Annotated in this window: 17 protein-coding genes and 2 pseudogenes; 14 read left to right on the top strand and 5 right to left on the bottom strand. The window is 67.1% G+C overall.

From position 1 onward, the window contains the following. The first annotated feature begins 342 nt into the window (after positions 1–342). From EAW56_RS09760 to EAW56_RS09735, 7 genes and pseudogenes are all read left to right on the top strand, one after another. Positions 343–1,029, top strand: coding sequence for a sigma factor-like helix-turn-helix DNA-binding protein (locus EAW56_RS09760; RefSeq protein ID WP_095278759.1), 687 nt, complete (start codon positions 343–345; stop codon positions 1,027–1,029). Between the two features lie 5 nt (positions 1,030–1,034). Continuing rightward, positions 1,035–1,280: a hypothetical protein gene (locus tag EAW56_RS09755; RefSeq protein WP_095278777.1), complete on the top strand. Its 246-nt coding sequence runs from the start codon at positions 1,035–1,037 to the stop codon at positions 1,278–1,280. Continuing rightward, positions 1,277–1,699 carry a hypothetical protein gene (locus EAW56_RS09750; protein ID WP_095278758.1) on the top strand — a complete coding sequence of 141 codons (423 nt, stop codon included), beginning with the start codon at positions 1,277–1,279 and terminating at the stop codon, positions 1,697–1,699. The genes EAW56_RS09755 and EAW56_RS09750 overlap by 4 nt, the downstream gene beginning before the upstream one ends. Next, positions 1,692–2,045, top strand: a pseudogene (locus EAW56_RS13145) (DUF2800 domain-containing protein); the annotation flags it as partial. The gene EAW56_RS09750 and the pseudogene EAW56_RS13145, both read left to right, overlap by 8 nt. A gap of 64 nt (positions 2,046–2,109) precedes the next feature. Next, positions 2,110–2,826, top strand: coding sequence for a DUF2800 domain-containing protein (locus tag EAW56_RS13140; protein WP_254048793.1), 717 nt, complete (start codon positions 2,110–2,112; stop codon positions 2,824–2,826). Positions 2,827–2,851: 25 nt separating this feature from the next. Beyond that, complete coding sequence (locus tag EAW56_RS09740; RefSeq protein WP_095278757.1) at positions 2,852–3,406, top strand: DUF2815 family protein; 555 nt, start codon at positions 2,852–2,854, stop codon at positions 3,404–3,406. A gap of 15 nt (positions 3,407–3,421) precedes the next feature. After that, a complete protein-coding gene (locus EAW56_RS09735; RefSeq protein WP_095278756.1) occupies positions 3,422–3,613 on the top strand; it encodes a hypothetical protein in 192 nt (63 codons plus the stop codon). A 549-nt stretch (positions 3,614–4,162) separates the two neighbouring features. Here the strand turns inward: EAW56_RS09735 and EAW56_RS09730 are convergent. Beyond that, positions 4,163–13,240 carry a type I polyketide synthase gene (locus EAW56_RS09730; RefSeq protein ID WP_122086331.1) on the bottom strand — a complete coding sequence of 3,026 codons (9,078 nt, stop codon included), beginning with the start codon at positions 13,238–13,240 and terminating at the stop codon, positions 4,163–4,165. 29 nt (positions 13,241–13,269) lie between these two features. Then, complete coding sequence (locus tag EAW56_RS09725) at positions 13,270–14,868, bottom strand: acyl-CoA carboxylase subunit beta (protein WP_095555342.1); 1,599 nt, start codon at positions 14,866–14,868, stop codon at positions 13,270–13,272. 154 nt (positions 14,869–15,022) lie between these two features. Between EAW56_RS09725 and acpS the strand changes: the two genes are divergently transcribed. Genes acpS through EAW56_RS09710 form a run of 3 tightly spaced genes read left to right on the top strand, consistent with a single transcriptional unit; the run spans position 15,023 to position 16,621 of the window. Beyond that, positions 15,023–15,403 carry a holo-ACP synthase AcpS gene (gene acpS, locus EAW56_RS09720; RefSeq protein ID WP_095278753.1) on the top strand — a complete coding sequence of 127 codons (381 nt, stop codon included), beginning with the start codon at positions 15,023–15,025 and terminating at the stop codon, positions 15,401–15,403. 21 nt (positions 15,404–15,424) lie between these two features. Next, entirely contained in the window at positions 15,425–16,147 is a 723-nt protein-coding gene (locus EAW56_RS09715) for a biotin--[acetyl-CoA-carboxylase] ligase (protein WP_095555343.1), read from the top strand. A gap of 9 nt (positions 16,148–16,156) precedes the next feature. Then, positions 16,157–16,621, top strand: coding sequence for a hypothetical protein (locus EAW56_RS09710; protein ID WP_095278751.1), 465 nt, complete (start codon positions 16,157–16,159; stop codon positions 16,619–16,621). Here the strand turns inward: EAW56_RS09710 and budA are convergent. Then, positions 16,618–17,370 carry an acetolactate decarboxylase gene (gene budA / locus EAW56_RS09705; protein ID WP_122086329.1) on the bottom strand — a complete coding sequence of 251 codons (753 nt, stop codon included), beginning with the start codon at positions 17,368–17,370 and terminating at the stop codon, positions 16,618–16,620. The genes EAW56_RS09710 and budA overlap by 4 nt on opposite strands. Before the next feature lie 41 nt (positions 17,371–17,411). Here budA and EAW56_RS09700 point away from each other — a divergent pair, with 41 nt between their 5' ends. The 4 genes from EAW56_RS09700 (at position 17,412) to EAW56_RS09685 (ending at position 20,341) form a co-directional block, all read left to right on the top strand. Next, positions 17,412–18,572 (top strand): 5-(carboxyamino)imidazole ribonucleotide synthase, encoded by a 1,161-nt coding sequence (locus EAW56_RS09700; RefSeq protein WP_122086332.1) that lies wholly within the window; start codon positions 17,412–17,414, stop codon positions 18,570–18,572. A gap of 40 nt (positions 18,573–18,612) precedes the next feature. Continuing rightward, positions 18,613–19,122, top strand: a complete 510-nt coding sequence (gene purE, locus EAW56_RS09695) for a 5-(carboxyamino)imidazole ribonucleotide mutase (protein WP_122086327.1) — start codon at positions 18,613–18,615, stop codon at positions 19,120–19,122. Next, positions 19,115–19,606, top strand: a complete 492-nt coding sequence (locus EAW56_RS09690; RefSeq protein WP_122086326.1) for a YdcF family protein — start codon at positions 19,115–19,117, stop codon at positions 19,604–19,606. Before purE ends, EAW56_RS09690 begins: the two co-directional genes overlap by 8 nt. Before the next feature lie 108 nt (positions 19,607–19,714). Next, positions 19,715–20,341: a DUF305 domain-containing protein gene (locus EAW56_RS09685; protein ID WP_167457421.1), complete on the top strand. Its 627-nt coding sequence runs from the start codon at positions 19,715–19,717 to the stop codon at positions 20,339–20,341. 17 nt (positions 20,342–20,358) lie between these two features. On the opposite strand, the gene EAW56_RS09680 is transcribed toward EAW56_RS09685, so the two are convergent. Then, positions 20,359–21,465 carry a ThiF family adenylyltransferase gene (locus tag EAW56_RS09680; protein ID WP_122086323.1) on the bottom strand — a complete coding sequence of 369 codons (1,107 nt, stop codon included), beginning with the start codon at positions 21,463–21,465 and terminating at the stop codon, positions 20,359–20,361. Continuing rightward, positions 21,462–21,793 (bottom strand): annotated as a pseudogene (locus EAW56_RS09675) (thiazole synthase); the annotation flags it as partial. The gene EAW56_RS09680 and the pseudogene EAW56_RS09675, both read right to left, overlap by 4 nt.

The following is a 21,793-nucleotide window of genomic DNA, read 5'->3' as shown; positions in this document are numbered from 1 at the left end:
CCATCGCCGCTGTGATCTGGCGAACGGACCAACCTTTGAGCACAAGGTCCATCACCGCCCTGTAGTCAGTCACAATCGGACTCCTTTGGCAATGCCGCGTGCCCTGAAGTCACGCGGTCACCAAAGAGCTTCCCCCGAAAACTGCAGTGTTACTCGATACTCACCATCGCGTTACCCGATACTCACCACGGTGTTACTAAATGCACGCGCGCAACACACCCGGCCGCCCCTTAGTTGGGCTGGTCGGGTGGCTCGTTTTGTTTTCGCCTAACCATCACAAGTTCCCACCCACCGACAGGTCTCCAAACCTCGGTTTTATGCCGAAGAACGGAGACCAGCACCGTGAAGGTGACTGTGCGATACGAGGCGCTCAACGCCCGTAACGAATCAACCAGCAAAACACTAGATATCGACTCGGGCGAGTTAGCGCTCATGATCGAGACCGATCGCCACGAACGAGCCCGACAGGCGCAAAAGCCAGTTGAGGACATCGAACCCCGTCAAGCGCAGCAGATACTCGATGAGCTGTGGCGTGCTGAAGAAGCGGTGAATCATCGGTTCCATCGCGGTGATCGAGGCAAGGGCAGGAAGGAGTGCACGTGCGGCGCTGGCTGCGAAGAGCGTCGCGGGTGCCGACTGCCGTCGACCCACCCCTGGTCATTGGATCAGATGCTCGAGATCGACCGTGACCCCGCCACCTCAGCGCTCACGCCGGAAGATGCGCTCATTGCCGCCGAAGAAGCCCACAGTCATGCGGCTGATCTGTTGACCATGCGTGCCGCAATCGCCCAGCTAAGTGAACGGCATCGACTTATCACCGACCTCATGATCCAGCAGGGCATGAGCCAAGCCGACGTCGCTCGGCACCTGGGCGTAACGCGAGCACGGGTCTCGCAGCTGTTCCGCGAGGTGAAGACCGCAGTGATCGAAGCGGTCGAGGAATCGCGGCTTAACAGTCGAACCTGGCTCGGCAGTGGGGTGAAAGGACCAGCTAAAGGGGCCGGACCCCAACCCAAGGAAAGCAGGTGACGGAGATGATCCAGCACAGGCTCAAGCTCCATATCGCCAAGGACATTCCGGAAGACCCAGGTGTCGTGGCGATCAAAATCGTGCCCATCCGAGAATGGCTCTTGCGGTTCTTGCTGGGCAAGCGCCGCCAGGTCACCCTCGTGGTCCCCGGCGACAGCGTCCGACAGATCGGCATCACCGAAACCGAGGACGACCTCATGGCACTGGCTCGCGCCGTCGGCGTTACCCGGAGCGGTGGTGATGCCGCGTGAACGTCACCGAAGCAAACCGCTACATCCCGGCGCTAAACCGGATCGCGGAGGGGGTCACGATGCTGGCCTCTGCGATCGAGGAAGCCGCGTGGGAATCGTTCGAGGATCACCCGGGCATGTCGGGGGCTCGCCCGATCATCGCAACCCAGCTCGCCCAGCCAGCGGTGGAAGCTGCCGCCGTAGAGTACGAAGCGACCCACCAGCCGCCAGCCCCGGCACCGGTTCCTGCTCCTGCTCCGGAGGTTGTGCAGGTGTCGTTAGAGCAGGTCCGCACAGTGCTGGCGCGCCTGTCGCAGGCGGGCCATACCGCGCGGGTGCGTGAGCTGATCCAGGCCGTTGGTGCGAACAAGCTCTCCGAGGTTGACCCCTCCAAGTTCGGGCAGCTGCTGGAGCAAGCGGAGGCGATTGCTGATGCCTGACCAGCACGCATTGCTCAGCGCCTCGGGAGCACACCGGTGGTTGGAGTGCCCGCCGTCGGCAACGCTGGCGGTTGGGCTGCCGGAGTCCTCCTCGAAGGCTGCCGAGCAGGGAACCGCTGCGCATGCGCTTGCGGAGTGGAAGTTGCGCCGCGCCCTGCATGATGCTCCGACCACGAAACCAATGTCGGATTGGCATGACGAGGAGATGGATGCCCTGACGGATGACTACGTGGCCTTCGTTCAGGAGCGGCTGCGTGACGTGCGGCAGGCGTGTGCTGATCCTTAGGTGCTCATCGAGCAGCGCCTGGACTTCTCCCACGTGGTGCCGGGTGGGTTCGGCACCGGCGACTGCGTGATCATCGCTGAGCCCACGCTTCAGATCGTCGATTTGAAGTACGGCCAGGGGGGTCATGGTCGAAGCCGAAGAGAACCCGCAGCTCATGTTGTATGCGCTCGGAGCGCTGAACGCGTTCGGATCGCTGTACGGCATCACCGAAGTGGCGGTCATGATCTTCCAGCCGAGGCACTCGAGCGTCTCAATCTGGACGATCCCAGTAGCCGAGCTGGAGGCGTGGGCGGAGCAGGTGGTCAAGCACCGTGCGGCGTTGGCAGCTCCTAGGGATGGCGAGTTCGCCCCCGGTGGGTGGTGCCGGTTCTGCAAACTCGCACCGACCTGCCGAACGCGCGCCGAGGTGGACCTTGCGCTTGCCCAGCATGAGTTCGCACCACCTGCCGAGCTCACCGACGCCGAGATCGCACAGGTGGTGGCCCAGCTGCCGGACCTGAAGGCGAGGGCTGCCGATGTGGAAGCGCACGCGCTGTCGCTGGCGGTGAACCAGGGCAAGACCTGGCCCGGGTTCAAGCTCGTCGAAGCCCGCTCGATCAGCAAATACTTCGACGAGTCCGCTGTCGCCCAGACGGCTGAGGCAGCCGGTGTCGATGTGTGGCATCGCAAGCGCAAGACGATCACCGCGTTGGAGAAGCAGCTGGGCAAGAAGCGCTTCACCACTCTCCTCGGGGACCTCGTGGTCAAACCCGCCGGTAAGCCCACGCTCGTGCCCAACTCTGACAAGAGGCCCGCACTGGAAATCCAGTCAGCGGCCAACGAATTCACTGCCATCAAGTAACGAACAAGAAAGAAGGTAAGACAAGATGTCTGCAACGAATCCGCCCCGTGTGGTCACCGGCGAGGTTCGCCTGTCCTACGCCAACATTTTCGAGGCGAAGTCCATCCAAAGCGGCAAGCCCAAGTACTCCGTGTCGCTGATCATCCCGAAGCCCGACACCGAGACCCTGGCCAAGATCGAACGCGCCATCGACGCGGCGATCGATGCCGGGATTGGCAAGTTCGGCGGCAAGCGACCGAACAAGGCTGCCTTGAAGCTCCCGCTGCGCGACGGTGACATCGAGCGCGACGACGAGGCCTATGCGAACTCCATGTTCGTCAATACCAACTCGACCACCCCGCCGCAGGTCGTGGGTACGGACCTGCAGCCGATCCTGGCCGCCAGCGAGGTCTACTCGGGCTGCTACGCACGGGTGAGCATTAGCTTCTACGCGTTCAACACGAACGACAACCGGAGTATCGCCTGCGCGCTGGAGGACATCCAGAAGCTGCGTGATGGCGAACCGCTCGGCGGCAATTGCATCAGTGCCGAGGCCGACTTCGGAGGCTTCAACATTGCGGCGGATGACTTTCTCAACTAGGTAGGGAGAACCAGTATGTTTTGGACAGTTTTCAACGCCATCACTCTCGCGTTTTGGCTCTACGTGCTCTTGCCCTACTTTCTGGTGGAGCTGACGTATTGGGTCAAGGAACGTCGTCAGAGCCGAAAAGCACGTGAATGCATAGCCGAGTTGCTCGCCTCGGGTGAGACTGAGCGTGACCGCTACCGGCAAGCCCCCGACCTGTAACCGCCTAGAATTAAACCAGTCCAACTTTCTGGGGCTAGTTCACATCGACCGAGGGCTTATTGACCAGACGGTCGAATGCGACTGACAACACACAACATGCCACCTGCGCCGATGGGCATGGCAGGGGGTTTCTTCCAGTTCTGTCGCGCAGGACTCCCCAGTAGGTTCGCCGGGCGGCTAGTCCAAGTTCACAACCTGCCATGCATCTACCTTCCAGATCTCACACAGGCCCACCAACTTGTCAAGGCCGGATTGGTTGATGCGCTGAATTTGCTCCATCTGTCAGTACCGGGCACGTTGTCGCGGCTGTGTCGAACCGTCTTCGGCCAACTGAACGTGCCAAGATCGCTGCGGCAAAGAAACACTTCGAAGCTATTGGTATTGATTACGCGAAGTCTTCGCCGAAGAATTGGAGCGTGTAGGTACGTCGCTCTTCAACAAACACCAACGGGGTGGGCCGGGGAAGTGGCCCACCCCGTTACGTGTGTGCAGTGGTTAGATCCCTGCACGACTGGGTGGTGTTACCGGCGGCACACACCGCCGGTGGTGCTACGCGACCGGGTACACCCCGTCCTCGCCCAAGCGGGCGTCTGCGTCCAGCAGGAGCGCGATCTCGCTGTCGTGAGTGTGGCCCTCGGCGAAGCGGCGGTTGTGCACCTGCTCGAACAGGGCGGCGCGTCCGACCATGCCTGCCTCCAGGTGGCCGGCACCGGCGCGGAGGCGCTCGGTGGCGCGAGCACGCCAGGCCTTGACGTCGCGCCCCTCGGCGGCGAGCGCTGCCTCGAACACGCCAGGGTGAGCGAGCACGACGAGCGCGCCGACGTGGCCGAAGCCAAGCGAGGTCAGCGCCGCGGCCTTCACCGCGCCCTCGCCGAGGTCGAGGGTGTCACGCAGCCAGACCAGGTTGGTGGCCTTCGGGGCGATGAGCGGGTCGACGCAGTCCAGCGACGCGTTCTGCGGCAGGCGTCCGGTGCGCAGCACCTCGAGCAACCCGCCGATCTGGAACAAGGCGGCGCCTGCCTTGGCGTGACCGGTGAGCGACTTCTGCGAGATGACGTACATCGGCGCGTGCGGGTCGCGACCGGCCGCGGGCCAGAGTAGGGAGTGCAGCTCTGACTCGTTCGGGTCGTTGGCATTGGTGGAGGTGTCGTGCTTGGAGATGACGTTGACGTCGTCAAGCGAAAGCCCGAGCGAGGTGATGCTGCGGGTCAGGCGCGAGCGCTCGCCGCCGCGAGCCGCGGCGAGCACGCCCAGGCCAGGTGCCGGGATGGAGGTGTGCGCGCCATCGCCGAAGGAATCGGCGTAGGCCACCACCGCATGCACCGGCAGGCCCAGCTCCGCGGCGAGCGAGCCGCGCACCACCAGCAGGGTGCCGCCGCCCTCGCCCTCGAGGAAGCCGCCGCGACGGCGGTCGTTCGCGCGAGAGATGAAGCGGTCGTCGATGCCCTGCGCGGTCATCTTCGCGGTCTCGGCGGTGGCGTTCATGTCGCCGAAGCCCTGCAGCGACTCGACCTGGACATCGTCGATACCGCCGGCGACAACGAAGTCGGCCTTGCCCAGTGTGATCTTGTCCACGGCCTCCTCCACTGACACCGCCGCGGTGGCGCAAGCAGCGACCGGGTGGATCATGGAGCCGTAGCCACCCACCAGCGACTGCATCACGTGCGCAGCCACCACGTTCGGCAGCGCCTCCTGCAGGATGTCGGACTGGCGCTCCTCGCTGATGAAGCGGGAAACGAAGACCTGGTGCAGGGACTCCATGCCGCCGATGCCGGTGCCCTGGGTGGATGCCACGTCCGCCGGGTGGACCGCGCGCAGCAGCTCAGCGGGGGTGAAGCCCGCGGAGATGAACGCGTCGACTGCGGTGACCAGGTTCCACACCGCGATGCGGTCCATGTTGTCCACCATCTGAGCGGGGATGCCCCACTTTGCGGGGTCGAAGCCCTCCGGCATCTGGCCCGCCACAGAGCGGCTCAGCGTGGCCTTGCGTGGCAGCTGCGCGGTGGCACCTGCCAGGCGGGTGACCTGCCACTCGCCGGCGGCGCAGGTGATGCGGGTCTTGTCCGGATCGGCCTCGGCGAACTCGCGAGCCTCTGCCTCATTCGCCACGGTGAAGGTGACGTCGCGATCCAAGAAGACCTCGGTGAGGTCGATGGAGCCACCGTCGGTGAGGAAGTACTTGTCACTCAGGCGGCGCACGCCGGCGCGCGCGATGACCTCGTCGCGGAAGCGGTCCGCGATATCCTCCTCGGCCACCCCCTGGCCGTCGGCGTCGTACCAGCCCGGGGTGGGATCCTCAGCCCAGCGGACAAGGCCGGTCATCCAGGCGAGCTCGAGCACGCCAGCGGCGGTGAGGTCGACCGCGCCGTCGCGCTGGATGCCGTACTCGGCCTCCGTGCGCGTGCGGCCAGAGCCCCAGGAGGAAACCTCGCCGATGCCGGCGATGACGATCATGTCGTCCAGCGGGCACGTGACCTCGCCGAGCTGGCCGATCGCCGAGCCGTCCGGCTGGGCGGGATTGGCCACGTTCGGCAGCGCCTTGATCCGCGTGGCGTCGGATCCCGAGCTGGTCTCCTGTGCCGGGGTGGTCTCGATGTTCGCCTCGCGGGCGAGCTCCGCGATGGACACGCCTGAGTCTGCGAGCCCACCGGTGAGGTCCAAGTCCAGCGGGTGCTCCTGCGCCTTCGCGCGCGAGGTGGCGCTCGCCAGGCCCATGAGCTTCGAGGAGATCTCCTCCGGGTCCCAGACATGGATGCCGGCTTCGCGGGCGGCGGGGATGAGGACGTCGTTGCCGCCCATGAGGTGCGTGCCCGCAACCCAGCCGATGCGCGCCTGGGCGAGGGTAACCCCCTCGGGCCAGCCGGTCTCGGCGTGCCACTTGTTCACGATCGCGTCCAGCGCGGCCTTGACCTCGCCGTACGCGCCGTCGCCGCCGAAGGTGCCGCGGTTCGGCGAGCCCGGCAGCACGATGTGCGCGCGGGTGGGCACGTCCGCATCCTGCGCGAGGCGCGCAAGGCCGGCGATGGTGCGCTCCAGCGACCAGAGCAAAAGCCTTGCCTGCGTCTCGGTGTTCCCGCCGACCTCTGCCAGCGAGCCGGAGACACCTGGCGCGGCAAACGGGAAGGCGAGCGTGGGCACAAGGGCGGGCTTGATCAGCTTGACCTCGTTGCCCACGGTCTCGCGCTGGGTAGAGCCGATCCAGTCGATGAGTGCATCGACGTCGCGGTAAGACGACAGGTTCGCCGGCACCAACCAAAGGGCCGCGCCGGGCGTGCCGTGGTCGCGGAAGAGGGTGCGCGCGAACTCCTTGCGCGCCTGGGTGATCCGCGATGCCGTCATGATGACGGTCGCGCCTCCCTCGAGCAGGCGCTTGACCAGGGCGGTGGCGATGGAGCCAGGCGCGGCGCCGGTGACAAGCGCAACGTCGTCTGCGTACTCCAGCTGCGGGGTTGCAAGCGCGTTGGCCGCGATTTCCTCCAGGACCTTGCGCGGTGCGCCTTCGGTGTGCGTGGCGTACCAGCGGGCCTGATCGGCGATCGTCTGGCCGGTGCCGGTGAAGCGTTCGGGCGCGAAGCGGGCTGCATCGGACTCTGCGCCGGTGTCGCCGGTGGCGATGCGGGCGAGGTCCTCGCGGGCCTGAGCCCAGCGGTCGTCGAAGAGAATGGCGCGGCGCGCGTCGAAGACAGGGGAGACCTGCGCGACCCAGTTCGTGCCGAGCTCAGCCTCGATGGTGTCGAGCACGTCTCGGGCCTCGGCGGCGGCGTCGGCAGCGGCGGAAGTGTCCTCGGGGGCGGTGCCCACGCCGAGCTTGTCCAGCAGGGTGCGCGCGGTGGCCACCAGCGTGTCGGCAACCTCCTCGCGGTAGGCGTCCAGCGCTGCGGAGTCGACGACCCCGCCACCGGAGGACGCCGTGGCAGAGGACTTGGCGACTTCCTGGTTGTGGTTGGCGGCGACGAGTTCAACGGCGTCGTCGAGAAGCGTGGCAACCTCTGCCTTGGAGCTGGCCTGCGGCAGGGTGGCAAGAGCGCCACCGCGGACCGAGTCCTCCTCGCGGGTGCCCAGCAGGACGGCGGCTTCGACGTGCGGGACCCAGCTTGCGGGCAGCGCCCAGGTGCCGGTCACGTAGTCGGCGACGTGCGAGGGCGCCAGGCTCGCGGCGCCGAGGACCTGGCGCAGGCGCGCGCCGATCGCCTCGGTGAGCACGGAGCCGAAGGGGGCGTAGCTCGGCGCGGCGGTGTTCACGCGCTCGCGCAGGGTGACCACGTCGGCTTCGGCGGCACCGTCGATGGCGGGCACACCGAGCTCCGCGGACATGTCCATAAGCAACTGGTTGCGGCGTGAGGACACGCCACCGGTGAGCTCCTCGATGGTGTCTGCGTCCGTGATCTGCTCGGGGCGGATCTTGTTCTGGAAAGCAAACAGCACGTCAATCGCGTCGGCGGCGCTAAACGGCAGGTCGGAAGCGGGCTGGGCAGGAGCGGCTGCCGGTGCCGCGGCGGGTGCCGCAGGCGCAGCCTGTGCCGGCTGGGCAGGAGCGGTGTCGGCCGGTGCCTCCGCTTCGGCGACGTCCTCTTCTGTCACTTCCGGCTCAGGCGCGGCGACGGTGTCGCTGAGGGTGACCTGCTCCCAGTTTGCCTCCGCGTTGACCACCGGGATGTGGTGGCCGGTCACTGCCATCTCGCGCTTGGCCAGGTTGGTCAGGGTCGGTGCGGACGCCAGGCCCACCTCGATGGCCTGCTCGACGCGGGCGAAGATGAGGTCTTGGGTCTCGATCCAGCGCACAGGGGAGGCGAATTGCCATGCCAAAAGCTGGATCAGCAGGACGCGGGCGACGTCGGAGCGGTCCATGGTGGCCGGATCGAGGTGAGCGAGTGCGTCCTGGGAGGCGTGGTCGTCGGCAGGCACTTCGGCGCGCACGGCGTCGACGAATTCCTGTGTGAGCTCGAAGGGGCGCGCGACGAGGTTGGGTACGTAGCGGTGTTCGAGCGCGTCGACGTCGATGCGCGCGGGCAGGAGTTCGTCGAGCTTGGCGGCGAAGTCAGCCACCCCGGAGCGCAGCACGCGCGAGTGGAAGGGCACGTCGATGCCCGGCACCGGCACGTAGGCACGCTCGCGCACAGCGTTTGCACGCTCGGCCAGGGCGGCAAGACCGCGCTTGGTGCCGGCAACCGAGTACTGCTGGCCCTTGATGTTGTAGTTGACAATCTCGAGGAATTCGCCGGTGTCTGCCGCCACCTGGGCGACGTAGTCGGCGACCTCTGCGTCGGACACCCCGATCATGTTGGGGCGCAGCGCGCCCATGCCGTAGTCGGAGTTGCCGTCCGCATCGCGCGGGACCAGCGAGCCCATGGAAGAGCCACGGGAGTAGACCACGTCGATGACTGATTCCAGGTCGAAGATGTTGCCCAGCGAAGCGAGCGCGGTGTATTCGCCCAGCGAGTGGCCCGCGTACATGGCGCCGGTGGCCAGCGCGCCAGCATCCCGTAGGCGGGTGGTCTGCGCGTACGCGACCACGGCGAGCGCGACCTGCGTGAACTGCGTCAGGTGCAGCACGCCGTCGGGGTGCTTGAACACTTCGCCGCGCACCGTGAGCTCGGTTGGGTTGGCGTCCACGATGCGCTGGATAGAAAAGCCCAGGTTTTCGCGGGTGTGCGTGTCGGCGCGTCGCCAGATGTTGCGGGCGGCGGGGCTGGCCGCGCGGTCGCCGGCGCCCATGCCTTCGGACTGGATGCCCTGGCCCGGGTAGAGGTAGGCGGTCGCCGGCTGCGCGAGCAGCGCCTGGCCGCGCGAGACGACCTCGCCGCCGATCCGGCAGGTCACCTCAAGCGCAGGCTGGATGCCGGCGCGGCCGACGCGCTCGACGGTCAGCTCCACCTCATCACCAAGCTGCACCATGCCGTACATGGAGTAGGTCCAGCCGGTCACGCGCCCGTGGCGCCCCGCGAGGTGCTGCGCGGTGGCAGACAGCCACATGCCGTGCACCAACGGTGCGCTCAGGCCGACGAGCCCGGAGGCGTTGTAGGAGGAGTGGATCGGGTTGTAGTCGCCCGAGACCAGGGCGAAAGGCGTCATGTCGGAAGGTGCGGTGACGGTCGCGCGGTCGACGAAGGAGCGCGGGGTCGACTCGATGTGTGCGTCCACGCCGCCGTACTCCGGTCCGGCGCTCGGCGGGGTGGTCGTCGTCGCCCGGCCGCGGATGGCAAAGCGGTGCATTTGGTTCACGACGGCGCGCTCACCGTCCTCAATGCGCAGCTCAACCGTGACGATGCGCCCGGAGACCGACTCCTCGATGCCGCTGCACCAGGAGGTGACGGAAAGCTCGCGGCCGTCGGCAAGCGCGTGCAGGTCTGTGCCCGGTGCAAGGGAGATGAGGTGGTCGAGGTGGACGGCGTTGAGCAGGCCCTCGATGACCGGGAAGCCGTCAGGCAGGGTGGCGGAGCCGAGCGCGGTGTAGATCGCCGGCCAACACGGGCCGACCAGCGCGTCGGGCGTGCCGTCGGGGACATCGGTGCCCAGAGCCGCGCCGGTGACTGCGGTGTGTGCCTTGAGCAGGGAAGCGGGCAGATGGAAGCTGGTGCGCGCAAGGCCGAAGGGGTGCGCCTCGTCCGCGGATCCCGCGATGATCGACGGCAGCTCGGTGATCGCATCGCCGGCCTCGGAGACCGAACCCACGCCCGCCAGGCCCGCGAGCAGGTCGAAGACGGCCTTCGGTAGGCGCGCGTCGTCGACCACGGGGGAGGCGCCGGTGTGCACGCCCTCGGGCAGGTTGACCGGGATGGTCACATCGCGCACGTAGAAGGGGCGCTGGTTCTCCGGCAGATCATCCCAGTAGGAATCGGTGTGGATGCGGATGGCCAGCCCGCCTTCACCGGCCTCGTCCTCGGAGAAATCGTGGACGATCTCGAAACTGGTGTCGTCCATGGTGTAGGCCGGGTTGTCCATCAGGTGCCCGTGCCAGAACAAGGTTGGGGCTGCGCGCAGGTACTCCTCGACGCTGGTGGCGTCGGCGAGGCGGGCGAAGCGGTCGGTGGGGGTGACGTCGGCGTCGAGAAGCGCCTGCGTCGTGGCGGCCTCGAAGCGACCGAGCAGCTCTGCGACCGGCTCGTTCTTGCGGGTAATGCCCGCGACGGCGACCGGGCCGGGGATAATGCGGACCTCGTCGGCGGTGTAGCGCGGGTCCTGGGCCTGCCAGAGCGTGTCCTTGCCAAACCACATCTGCAGGTCACCGTCGATCGCCGGGACCCACGGCATGGGCTTGGGGTATGCGTAGTGCAGCGAGATCCACCAGGCGGCATCGCGCGGGGAGACGTGGATCTCGCGGGCCTGCGGGTAGGCCTCGATGAGGCGGGCAGATGCCTCGTGCGGATCCTGCGGGCCGTCCGCGAATTGGCTTTCAATCTCGCCGCTATCCTGCGGTGCAAGGCGCGCTTCGATGCGGCGCAGCGTGGAAACGAAGCGGGCGTCCCACGAGGTGTCGATGAACGGGTGCGCCAGCTCGATGAAGCGCTCGACCCACTCGGCGTAGGTCATGTCCTCGATGTCGCCGAAGAACGGCTTGGAGGTCTTGGCGAGTGCGGCGATGATCTCCTCGCGGCGCTGGTGGTACTCCTCGGCCGGCATGTTGGTGATCAGGCGGGAGGCCTTGGCAAAGGAGTTGTCCAGGTCGTGAATGTCGGCGAGCAAGTGGCTTTGCGACGACGCCACGCCGTTGCGCGCCGAACCACGCGACACCCAACCACCGTTGTCCGCGGGCCTGAGCCCCTTCGTGTTGACCAGCAGGTCCTTGACGGAATCGGTGGCCTTCGCCTCTTTGGTGGCCATCGCGACGGTGCCCAAGAAGACGGCGTCGACGGGCATGTGCGGCATCTCGAATCGCTGCGCCCACGCACCGGTGAGCAGCTCTGCGGCGCGCTCGGGCGAGTACACCCCACCCCCGACGGTGAGGATGGCGTTGTCGTGCTCGCGGACCTGCGCGTACGTTTCCACCAGCATGTCGTCCAGGTCCACCCAGGAGTGGTGGCCGCCGGCATGCCCGTCCTCGACCATGAGGATCACCGGAATGTCGGGGTTGGCCGCGGCAATGGCGACCGCGTCGCGGACCTGGGTGGGCGTGCCCGGCTTGAACGCGATGTAGGGGAAGCCGTCGCCACGCAAGCCATCGATGATCTCGGTGGCCTCGTCAACCTCCGGAATGCCCGCGGAGATGCACACGCCGTTCAAGGGTGCGCCGGCGGCGCGTGCCTTGGGCACCATGCGGGTCTGCCCGAAGTGCATGTTCCACAAGAAGCGGTCGAAGAACATGGTGTTGAACTGGGCGGTACGGCCCGGCGCAAGGCGCTCGGCGAGCGTGTCGCGGTGCTCGTTGAACACCTCCTCGGAGTACATGCCGCCGCCGGCCAGCTCAGTCCAGTATCCGGCGTTGGCGGCCGCGGCGACGATCTCGCCGTCGGCCGAGGTGGGCGTCATGCCGCCCAAGATGATGGGGGACAGGCCGGTGACCTGGGAGAAGCGGGTCTGGGTGTAGACCTTGCCATCCGGCAGGCGCACTAGGCGCGGGGCGAACTTCCCATACGAGACCGCTTCCGGGATTTCGGTGCCCGGGGTGGCAAGTGCGTCGCGGGAGCGCGCGGAATCGGCGGTGATGACGGGCACACCGGCGCCGGCGACGAGCTTCGAAGTCATGCCGCTAAGCGCCGAGTCGAGCGAGACGACGTGCGTGGCCCCGCCCTCGAGCAGGCCGCGCACGGTGGCGGGCCAGTCGTGGCGGTCGACCAGGATGGCCTGCGCGAGCGCCCGCGGGGAGTCCTCGCCCACATCCAGGCCGCACTCTTCGGCCCACTCGGCAGCCAGGTCGACGGCGCGGGTGTTGGCGTCGCTGTCGTGGTGGAAGGGGTAGGCCACCGGCAGCTCGTCGAAGATGGGGGTGAGCTCGGAGCCGCCGAACTCGGCCGCTTCCAGCTTGGCGTTGAAGGATGTGGCGTGGTGCTCGATAGCCTCGCGGGTGCTTGCCAGCTCGGCGGGCTCGCCGGCGAGCACCGCGTGGCGCGGGCCGTTGACCACGGACAGGAGTTTCTCCGCGCCGTGTTCGGCGAGCAGGTCGGTGAGCACGGGCACCGGGATGCCTCGCACGCTGAGCATCCGCGGGGCCGTGTCGCGCGCGCCGTAGGCGGTCGAGGCGGCAGCGCCAAGGATGAGTGCGAAGGCGAGCGCGTGCTCCGGGTGCTTGACCGCGGCCACGCCGAGCGCGCCCTGGGAGTGCCCGGCGAGGTGGACGTTGTCGTTGTCTACCTCCAAGCCGAGGTCGCGCAGGTGCTGCACCGCCGCGAGCTGGGCGAGCACAATGCCGGGCACCGAGACCGCCGGGTGCGTGTCCACGGACAGTGGCGCCACGTCTTCGTCGGAGTGAAGGAGCGCGCCGAGTCGGTCGACCGTGCCCGGCACGGCAGAGGCGAGGGGGCGGGCGACGGGCCCGGTGAGGGTAAGCGCGGCGTCGAGAAGCGAGCGCAGCGTCCCGCGCGCGGTGGGGGAGGCGGCATCGTGCAGGGCGCGCTGCCAGTCGCTTCCCTGGCCCTGGAAGATCAGTGCGGGGCGGGCGGAATTGAGTGTGGCAATGGGGTGAATCGTCATGAATTTTCCTTGAGTGCTGGGAGGCGGGGTTACAGTGGCATGTTGCCGTGCTTGCGGGCGGGGCGGGCGACAGTCTTGCCGCGGTAGAGACGCAGGTTGGCGGCGATCGCATCGCGGGTCTCCGAAGGCAGGATCACCGCGTCGATGAGCCCGCGCTCGGCGGCGTTATACGGGTTGAGAATGGTGTCCTCGTACTCGCGCTCGAAACTGGCGATCAGCTCGGCGATCTCCTGCTCTTCCATCCCAGACTCGCGCGCGGCCTTGATCTCCTTGCGGTTGATAAACCCGACGGCACCGGCCGCGCCCATCACCGCGATCTGAGCCGTGGGCCAGGCGAGGTTCACATCCGCGCCCAGGCCCTTTGAACCCATAACGCAGTACGCGCCGCCGTAAGCCTTGCGCATGGTCACGGTGATTTTCGGCACGGTCGCCTCGCCGTAGGCATACAGCAGCTTCGCGCCGCGGCGCAGGATGCCGCCGTACTCCTGGCCCGCGCCGGGGAGGAACCCGGGCACGTCCACCAGCATGACGATGGGGATGTTGAAGGCATCGCAGGTGCGCACGAAGCGGGCGGCCTTCTCGGAGGAATCGATGTCCAGGCAGCCGGCGAAGACCTGCGGCTGGTTCGCCACAAAGCCGACGACCTGGTCGTCGATGTGCCCGAACGCGGTGACGACGTTTTCGGCGCGCTGCTCCATGATTTCGAGGTATTCGCCGTCGTCGGCGAGCTCGGCGATGACCTCGCGCACGTCATACGGGGTGTTGGGGGAGTCGGGGATGATCGTATCCAGCGCCTCTTTGGGCTCATTGCTTATCGACGACTCCGTGCCCGCCTTCTCCCGACTATTGGCGGGCAGGTAGCCCACCAGATCCATCACCCAGTCGAGCGCCTCCTGGTCGGTTTTGGCGACGTAGTGGCAGTTGCCCGCGGTGGCCATGTGCGTCCACGCCCCGCCGAGCTCCTCCTGGCTGATCTCCTCGCCAGTGACGGTCTTGATCACGTCCGGGCCGGTGACAAACATCTTGGAGGTCTGATCCACCATCACCACGAAGTCGGTGAGCGCGGGTGAGTACGCGTTGCCGCCGGCGCAGGCGCCCAGGATCACGGAGATCTGAGGCACCACGCCACTGGCCTGCACGTTCTGGTAGAAGGTTTGCGCGATCCAGTCGAGCGAGACCGCGCCGTCCTGGATGCGCGCGCCCGCGCCCTCGTAGAGGCCGATCAGTGGGCGGCCGGTGGTGATGGCCAGCTTCTGGATCTTGATCATCTTTTCGCCGTAGACCTCGCCGAGTGCGCCGCCGAAGACGGTGCCGTCCTGGGAGAAGATGCAGACCTCGCGGCCGTCGATGGTGCCCCAGCCGGTGACGATGCCGTCGGTGACCGGGCGCTTGGCGTGCATCCCGAAGTCGTGGGTGCGGTGGCGGGCGAGCATGTCGGTTTCCACGAACGATCCCTCGTCCAGGATGTAGTCGAGCCGCTCGCGAGCGGTGAGCCTTCCGGCGTCGCGCACCTTCGCGTGCGCCTGCTCGCCCATGGGGGCGAGCGCTTCGGCGCGGCGGGCGCGCAGGTCGTCGAGTTTTTCTGCGGTGGTTTGTGTCGTGTGCGACATCTTCGCTGAAACTGTCATGCGGGGTAGCATAAACTTTTGTGTTAATAATTAGCTATACAAAACATAAATAACCTACGCTCTGGTAGGTTTTGGGATGTTGGTCCGCCCGTTGAGGTGGGGGAACGCCCGCTTGTGAGTTTTATCACGTCCCCGTCGTGTAAGGAGTCAACGCGTGCACATCGGCACCGATCTCGTCCACATCCCCACGTTCCGCACGCAGCTCGCCACCCCAGGCACCACTTTCACCCGCGCGTTCACCGACCGCGAGCTGCGCGACTGCGCTGCTAAACCCGACCGCGACGCCTCACTCGCCGCCCGCTGGGCCGCCAAAGAGGCCTACATCAAAGCGTGGGGTTCCAGCCGTTTCGGCCGCCCGCCCGCGCTCGCCACCCTCGACCTTCGTCAGCTCGAAGTGCTTATCGACGCCCACTCGCGCCCCACCCTTGCGCTGCACCCACAGCTCGCTGACGCCGGTGCCCCGAAGGTCGCGTCGCTGTCACTGAGCCACGACGGCGACTACGCCACTGCCACGTGCTTGGTGGACACCGCTTAAACACCGCTTAAACTCGGTGGCATGACTGTAAAGGACCTCGCCCGCATCCAAGCCGCCGTCGCCACCCATTGGCCGGAGGTGCGCTACACGGAGACCACCGGCTCCACCAACGCAGATATGGTCAAGGACGGCGAGGCTGGGATGGTGCTCATCGCCGATGAGCAGACCGCTTCCAAGGGTCGCCTGAATCGCACGTGGGTCACGCCGAAGGGCGCGCAGCTGGCCATGAGTATGGTCATCGACGCAGGCCAAGACCCCAACCACTTCGGCCTGCTTTCCATCGCGCCGGGCGTGGCGGTCACCGACGTCATTCCGCAGGCGCGTTTGAAGTGGCCGAACGACGTACAGATCGGCGGTAAGAAGATCGCGGGCATCCTGTCCAATCTGGCACTGCCGAACGTGGTCGTGGGCATCGGCATCAACGTCAACTTCCGCCCGGAGCAGCTGCCCGTCGATACTGCGACGGCGCTCAACCTCGAGGGCATCGACGTCGACTTCGACGACTTCACCATCGAGATCCTGCGCGCCATGGGCCACCGCCTCGGCCAGTGGCAGGACCGCGACCCGCAGCTGCTCGCCGACTACCGCAAGGTCTGCTCCACTATCGGCCAGACGGTGCGCATGGAGCTGCACGACCGCGACGTCCACGGCGTGGTCGACGGCATCAACGACAATGGTGAAGTGATCATCGACGGCGCCGCGTACTCCGTCGGCGATGTGCATCACCTGCGCCCGAAACAGTAGCCTGGTCGCATGTCAAGAAAGGTGCGGTTTCAGACGAACGGCGGCGAGCAAGTGCTTGCCGACGTCTGCGCCCCCCTTTCCACCCTCACCTTCCCCCTCATGGAACTCATCGTGATTACAGGCGTGGCCTGGATCGCGATCGGCTGGATGGACGTGACCCCGGGCGTGGACCCGGCACTGCGCAACGTCGTCGTGCTTGTGTGGGCGCTTTTGGCGCTGTGGCGCTTCGTGGCCCCGCTGGTCAGCTCCCGTCGGCGCCGCTTCATCCTCACGGACCGCCGCATCCTCGCGCGCGGGCGGCGTGGCGCGGTCGACTCCATCCCCCTGGAACAGATCCACTCCGCCCGCCGCGTCAAGGGTTCGATCTCGGTGGCGGTCTATGGCTACGACCGCCCGCTTGTCTTCGAGCAGGTGGGCAAGGCGCGCGCCGTCGACAAGGCGCTGCAGAAAGCGCTGGCCGGCGAGCTGCGTTAGCCGTTAATCTGCGCGCCCTTGATCTCGGTGTCGTGCAGCTGGCTGTCCAAATCTTCCGGCGTGAGGTCGCTTTGCTGGAACTCGGCTGTAACGGGCAGGTGGAGGTCCATGTCGGTGCCGGGGCACAGCTCGATGCGGGCCTCGCGCACGGTGTAGTCGAGGACGTGGCCGCCGGAGGTGCGCTCGTTGTCGATGAAGTGGACGTGGCAGCCCGGCACGCTGATGCCCTTAGCGTAGGCGGGGGTGCGGAAGCCGCCGATGATGCCGGAGACGTTTTCGAAGCGGTGCTCGGCGTCGTCGTTAATTGCTTCGGTCATGGGGCGGTAGGGCTTCTCCTGCTTGCTCACGGTGCGGGTGACCACCTCGTCGAAGGTGCCGGTGATGCGCACGGCGTAGAAGAAGTTGCGGCTGGGCTCCAGGCTGTCCACGAAGGCGGACAGTTCGCCGCGGCGCATGCCCTGGGGCGCGTCGACGGCGATGCGCGGCACGAAGTTCGTCACCACCGTAAACGGCGTGCGCTGGTCTAAGTCGGCGACGCGCGCTTTGCCGTCGCTGGTGAGCTGGTAGCAGACCCCGTCGAGGATAATCATCTCGCCGTCGAGCGCATCGAAGGTGCCGAGGCCGAAGTTGCCTTTGGACAGGATGTCGCTGATGGTCAGCTCGCCGTCGTAAATGCCGTCGAGGAGAGCGGTCATAAGCGAGTTCTGGAAGATGGTGTGGCGGGAAAGCGCCTGATATTTCGAAGCCATAGCACCAGGGTAAGGTGAAGTGCGTGAAGGACGCACAACTTATGCCAACTGTCGTGGTCGTCGGTGACGGCCAACTTGCCCGCATGATGCACACCGAGGCCATCGAGCTTGGCCTGCACACGCGCCTGCTCGCGGGAAGTGAGGATTCTTCGGCCGCGCAGGTCTTCGGCGATGTGCGCCTCGGCGATTACACCAACCTGGAGGATCTCCAGGAGGTGTCGCGCGGTGCGGCCGCGGTCACCTTCGACCACGAGCATGTGCCCAATGAGCATTTGGAGCAGCTTATCGACGCCAACGTGGCCGTCGAACCACGCCCCGAAGCCCTCATCTACGCCCAGGACAAGCTGGAGCAGCGCCGCAAGCTGGAATCGCTCGGGGTGCCGGTGCCGGACTACGCGCCGATCGACTCGGTGGATGCGGCGAAATCGTTCTGGGAGCGCCACGAGCACCGCGTATGCCTGAAGACCACCCGCGGCGGCTACGACGGCAAGGGCGTGTGGTTCCCTGACTCGCTCGATGAGTTCGTGGAGCTGGTGGACGACATGCTGGGCCAAGACATCGTGCTCTACGCCGAGGAGAAGGTCGACTTTGTCCGCGAGCTGTCCGCAATGGTGGCGCGCACCCGCTCCGGCGAGATGCGCGTGTGGCCGGTCGTGGAGTCGCGCCAGACCGACGGCATCTGCCACGTCGCGATCGCCCCGGCCCCGGACCTGTCGACGCAGCTGGCGCGCGAGTGCCAGAACCTGGCCAAGCTCATCGCCCGCAAGCTCGACGTCACCGGCGTGATGGCGGTGGAGCTGTTCGAGTACAAGACCGAGACCGGCACCGCCGTGTCCGTCAACGAGCTGGCCATGCGCCCGCACAACACGGGTCACTGGACGCAGGACGGCTGCCTGACCTCCCAGTTTGAGCAGCACATGCGCGCCGTGCTGGACTTCCCGCTCGGCGAGACCGAAATGGTCGCCCCCGTCACCGTCATGGTCAACGTGCTCGGCGGCGAGGAAGACCCGGAGATGCCCATGGAGCGCCGCGTCAAGGAAGTCATGCTGCGCTACCCGGAGGCGAAGGTCCACCTCTACGGCAAGGACTGGCGCCCGGGCCGCAAAATCGGGCACGTCAACGTCACCGGCTACGACGTCGCGAGCACGCGCAAGCTCGCCGAGCACGCCGCCCAATTCCTGGTGACGGCGAGCTGGACGTAGGCTGGCGTCGAAAAGCGCAGCGATAAGAAAGGTTGAACCGATGACCGCACAGCAACCCCTCGTTGGCCTGATCATGGGCTCCGATTCCGACTGGGACACCGTCGCACCCGCCGCCGAGGTGCTCGCCGAGTTCGGCGTGCCCTTCGAGGTCGGCGTGGTCTCCGCGCACCGCACGCCCGAGAAGATGCTCGCGTACGCGAAGTCGGCGCACGAGCGGGGCCTGCGCGCGATCATCGCCTGTGCTGGCGGCGCCGCTCACCTGCCCGGCATGGTTGCGGCTGCAACGCCGCTGCCGGTCATTGGCATCCCGCGCGCGCTGGACACGCTCGACGGCATGGATTCGCTGCTGTCCATCGTGCAGATGCCGGGCGGCGTGCCGGTGGCCACCGTCTCCATCGGCGGTGCGAAGAACGCCGGCCTGCTCGCCGCACGCATCCTCGGCGCGGCCGACACCGAGCTGCAGGCGAAGATGGTGCGCTACCAGGAGGACATGGCCGCCGCCGTGGAGAAGAAGGACGAGGCGCTGCGCAGCCGGTTGCTGGGTGAGTAGCAGCCCCATCGTGGTGCTCGGGGCACGCATTATCGACGGTCGCCCGTCCCGCATGCTCCGCGCCCGTCTCGTCGCCGCGCTCGTGCGCTGGCGTATCGACGCCCGCGCCGGGGCAGAGCGGACCATCGTGGTCACCGGACGCGGCGAATCGGGCGTGATGGCGCGCTGGCTCGCCGAGCGCGGCGTGCCCCGCGAGCTGATCGTCGAGGAGCCTCACGCGACGTCGACGAACGAGAACCTGGAGAACTCCCGCGCGCTCTTCCCGCACGCGCCGCGCCTGATCGTGGTGACGAGCAACTTCCACGTCCGCCGCACGCGCGTGTGGGCCTGGCACTTGGGCATTCCGGTGGAGATGGTGCCGGCGCGCACCCCGCGGCGCTCGCGAGCGAAGAACTACGCCCGCGAACTCATCGCGCTGCCGCACTCGGCGGCGCGCGTTGCTTGGCGACGCCTCGCGCACACCCTGGGCATCCCGCCTAAATAGGGCGAGCGCTGGCCCCCTTCGGCGTGGTGTGAGCGCTCTGCGATACCCTAAGGGGGTATACCCATCCTGGGTATGGCGCAGATACTTCGGTCTGAGGAGGGCCCTTTCATGACACACACACCACTACGACGACGCATCATCGGCCTGGCTGCCGTTGCACTACTGGGGGTCGGTGCAGTCTCATGCGCCGGAGAAAACGCCACCCAGACCGACAAGGACGGTGTCGAGGTGACATCCGGGGCCAACCAACCCGCAGAAGTCAACGGGGTGGACCTGCACTTTCTCGGGATGATGACACCGCACCACCAGCAAGCCGTGGACATGAGCGACATCATCCTGGCCGCGGACGGCACCAGCGAAGCCACAGCGGACTTAGCTGAACGGATTAAAGTCGGGCAAGAGGAAGAGATCGACACCATGGTCGACTGGGCCGAGCAATGGGACCAAGGCGACCTGATGGCACAGCACGCCCCGCACGTCGCCAACGGCATGCTGATGCCAGAGCAGATGGAGCAGCTGGAAAAACTTGATGGCGAGGACGCAGACACCCTGTTCCTCCAGCTGATGCACTCCCACCACGAGGGTGCCGTTGCCATGACCCAAGACCAGATCGACAACGGCGGCTACCAGCCCCTCGTGGACCTGGCCCAGCAAATGCTCGACGTCCAAACCGCCGAGATGGACGAGATGGAACAGCTCCTCGAGGCCCGAGGCGAAAGCACTCTGACTGAGTAACCTGCACGGCGCAGCGGCTAGAGCCCGCCCGGCAGGCTGCGCAGCGTGACCCCGCGCTCCGCGGCGGCCGGGCCGAAGCGCTCCACAAAGTCCGCGGACCGCTTCCCGGAGGCGCAGTACACCACGACGTCGCCCGCACCGCGCAGCTCGTCGAGCAGCGCGATCGCCGCGTCCGGGTCCTCGCGCCACGCGGACGTGGGCAGGTGCGCGGATTCCTGCGGCAGGTCCTTGATCGCCTTCTCGCCGAGTTCGCGCACGTCGAGCGCGGTCGCTTCGCCGTCCGCGATCTGCGCGAGTAGCCGCGCTTTCTCGCCGTCGCCGTGCTGTGGCACCGCGCACGAGGCGGCCGGCGCGGCGTGGGCGTCCAGGCTCGTCACCAGCTCGCGCTCCGGGTCGGCCGCGACCTGGAAGCGCTTGAGCGTGCCGGCGAGCGCCTCGTAGACGGTGAGCACGCCGATCTCCGCCTCGTCCATCCCGGCGAGGAGCTTGACCGCCTCGGTGGCCATGAGCCCGCCGACGACGGACGTAGTCACGCCGAGCACGCCCGCGGTGGCGCAGTCCGGGGTGTCCTCGGGCGCGGGGTGGGTGGGGTAGAGGTCGCGCAGGCCCACGCCACGCGAGCCCGGGCCGGAGTGCCAGACCGCGACCTCGCCGTGGAAGCGCAGCACCGAGCCCCACACCAGCGGGGTGCCGGTGAGTTCGGCGGCGTCGGCTGCGAGGAACTTCGTGGTGAACGTGTCGGAGCCGTCGATGACCAGGTCCGCGTCGCGGAAGTACTCGACGGCGTTGGACGCGTCGAGTCGTTCGTTCAGGGCGTTGACGCGCACGTCGTCGCGGTGCCGTCGCAGCTGCTCGGCCGCTACCTCGACTTTGGGCCGGCCGACGTCGGCGGCGCTGAACAGGATTTGGCGGTGGATGTTGGTGTCGTCCACGACATCGTCGTCGATGACCGTGATCGTGCCGACGCCCGTTGCCACCAGCGACTGCATCACCGGACACCCGAGCCCGCCCGCGCCGATGACCAGCACGTGCGCGCCGTTGAGCGCCTCCTGGCCGCGCAGCCCGAAGCCCGGCAGCAGCGTCTGGCGCGCGGTGCGCCGCAGCTCAGCGTGGGGAAGGCTCATAGGACTTGGTCCTCCCAGCTCGCCAGGCCTTCAAAGCTTGACGACGCCAACGCCCCCTCCGCATGTGTCCGCCGCGGAATCCGGCCCGCGCCGCGGGCCAGGCGCCCCGCCTCGACCGCGTGGCGCATCGCCTGCGCCATGTCGACAGGGTCCTGGCAGCGGTTCACGGCACTGGCCAGCAGCACCCCGTCGCAGCCGAGCTCCATGGCAAGGGCGGCGTCGGAGGCGGTGCCCACGCCGGCGTCGAGAAGCACTGGCACCTCGGCGCGCGAGCAGATCAGCTCGATGTTATGCGGGTTGAGGATGCCGAGCCCGGTACCGATCGGGG

This window comes from Corynebacterium gottingense (assembly GCF_003693265.1).
GTDB classification, from domain to species: domain Bacteria; phylum Actinomycetota; class Actinomycetes; order Mycobacteriales; family Mycobacteriaceae; genus Corynebacterium; species Corynebacterium gottingense.
Note: the sequence above shows the minus strand (reverse complement) of the source record. Positions and strands in the feature narration are given on the sequence as shown.

Bases quoted from the DNA above. Each gene is read 5' to 3' on its own strand.
- budA (WP_122086329.1), bottom strand. From the start codon at position 17,370: ATGGCTTCGAAATATCAGGCGCTTTCCCGCCACACCATCTTCCAGAAC.
- EAW56_RS09735 (WP_095278756.1), top strand. From the start codon at position 3,422: ATGTTTTGGACAGTTTTCAACGCCATCACTCTCGCGTTTTGGCTCTAC.
- EAW56_RS09680 (WP_122086323.1), bottom strand. From the start codon at position 21,465: ATGAGCCTTCCCCACGCTGAGCTGCGGCGCACCGCGCGCCAGACGCTG.
- EAW56_RS09715 (WP_095555343.1), top strand. From the start codon at position 15,425: ATGACTGTAAAGGACCTCGCCCGCATCCAAGCCGCCGTCGCCACCCAT.
- purE (WP_122086327.1), top strand. From the start codon at position 18,613: ATGACCGCACAGCAACCCCTCGTTGGCCTGATCATGGGCTCCGATTCC.
- EAW56_RS09740 (WP_095278757.1), top strand. From the start codon at position 2,852: ATGTCTGCAACGAATCCGCCCCGTGTGGTCACCGGCGAGGTTCGCCTG.
- EAW56_RS09710 (WP_095278751.1), top strand. From the start codon at position 16,157: ATGTCAAGAAAGGTGCGGTTTCAGACGAACGGCGGCGAGCAAGTGCTT.
- EAW56_RS09755 (WP_095278777.1), top strand. From the start codon at position 1,035: ATGATCCAGCACAGGCTCAAGCTCCATATCGCCAAGGACATTCCGGAA.
- EAW56_RS09730 (WP_122086331.1), bottom strand. From the start codon at position 13,240: ATGACGATTCACCCCATTGCCACACTCAATTCCGCCCGCCCCGCACTG.
- EAW56_RS09685 (WP_167457421.1), top strand. From the start codon at position 19,715: ATGACACACACACCACTACGACGACGCATCATCGGCCTGGCTGCCGTT.
- EAW56_RS13140 (WP_254048793.1), top strand. From the start codon at position 2,110: ATGGTCGAAGCCGAAGAGAACCCGCAGCTCATGTTGTATGCGCTCGGA.
- EAW56_RS09700 (WP_122086332.1), top strand. From the start codon at position 17,412: ATGCCAACTGTCGTGGTCGTCGGTGACGGCCAACTTGCCCGCATGATG.
- EAW56_RS09725 (WP_095555342.1), bottom strand. From the start codon at position 14,868: ATGACAGTTTCAGCGAAGATGTCGCACACGACACAAACCACCGCAGAA.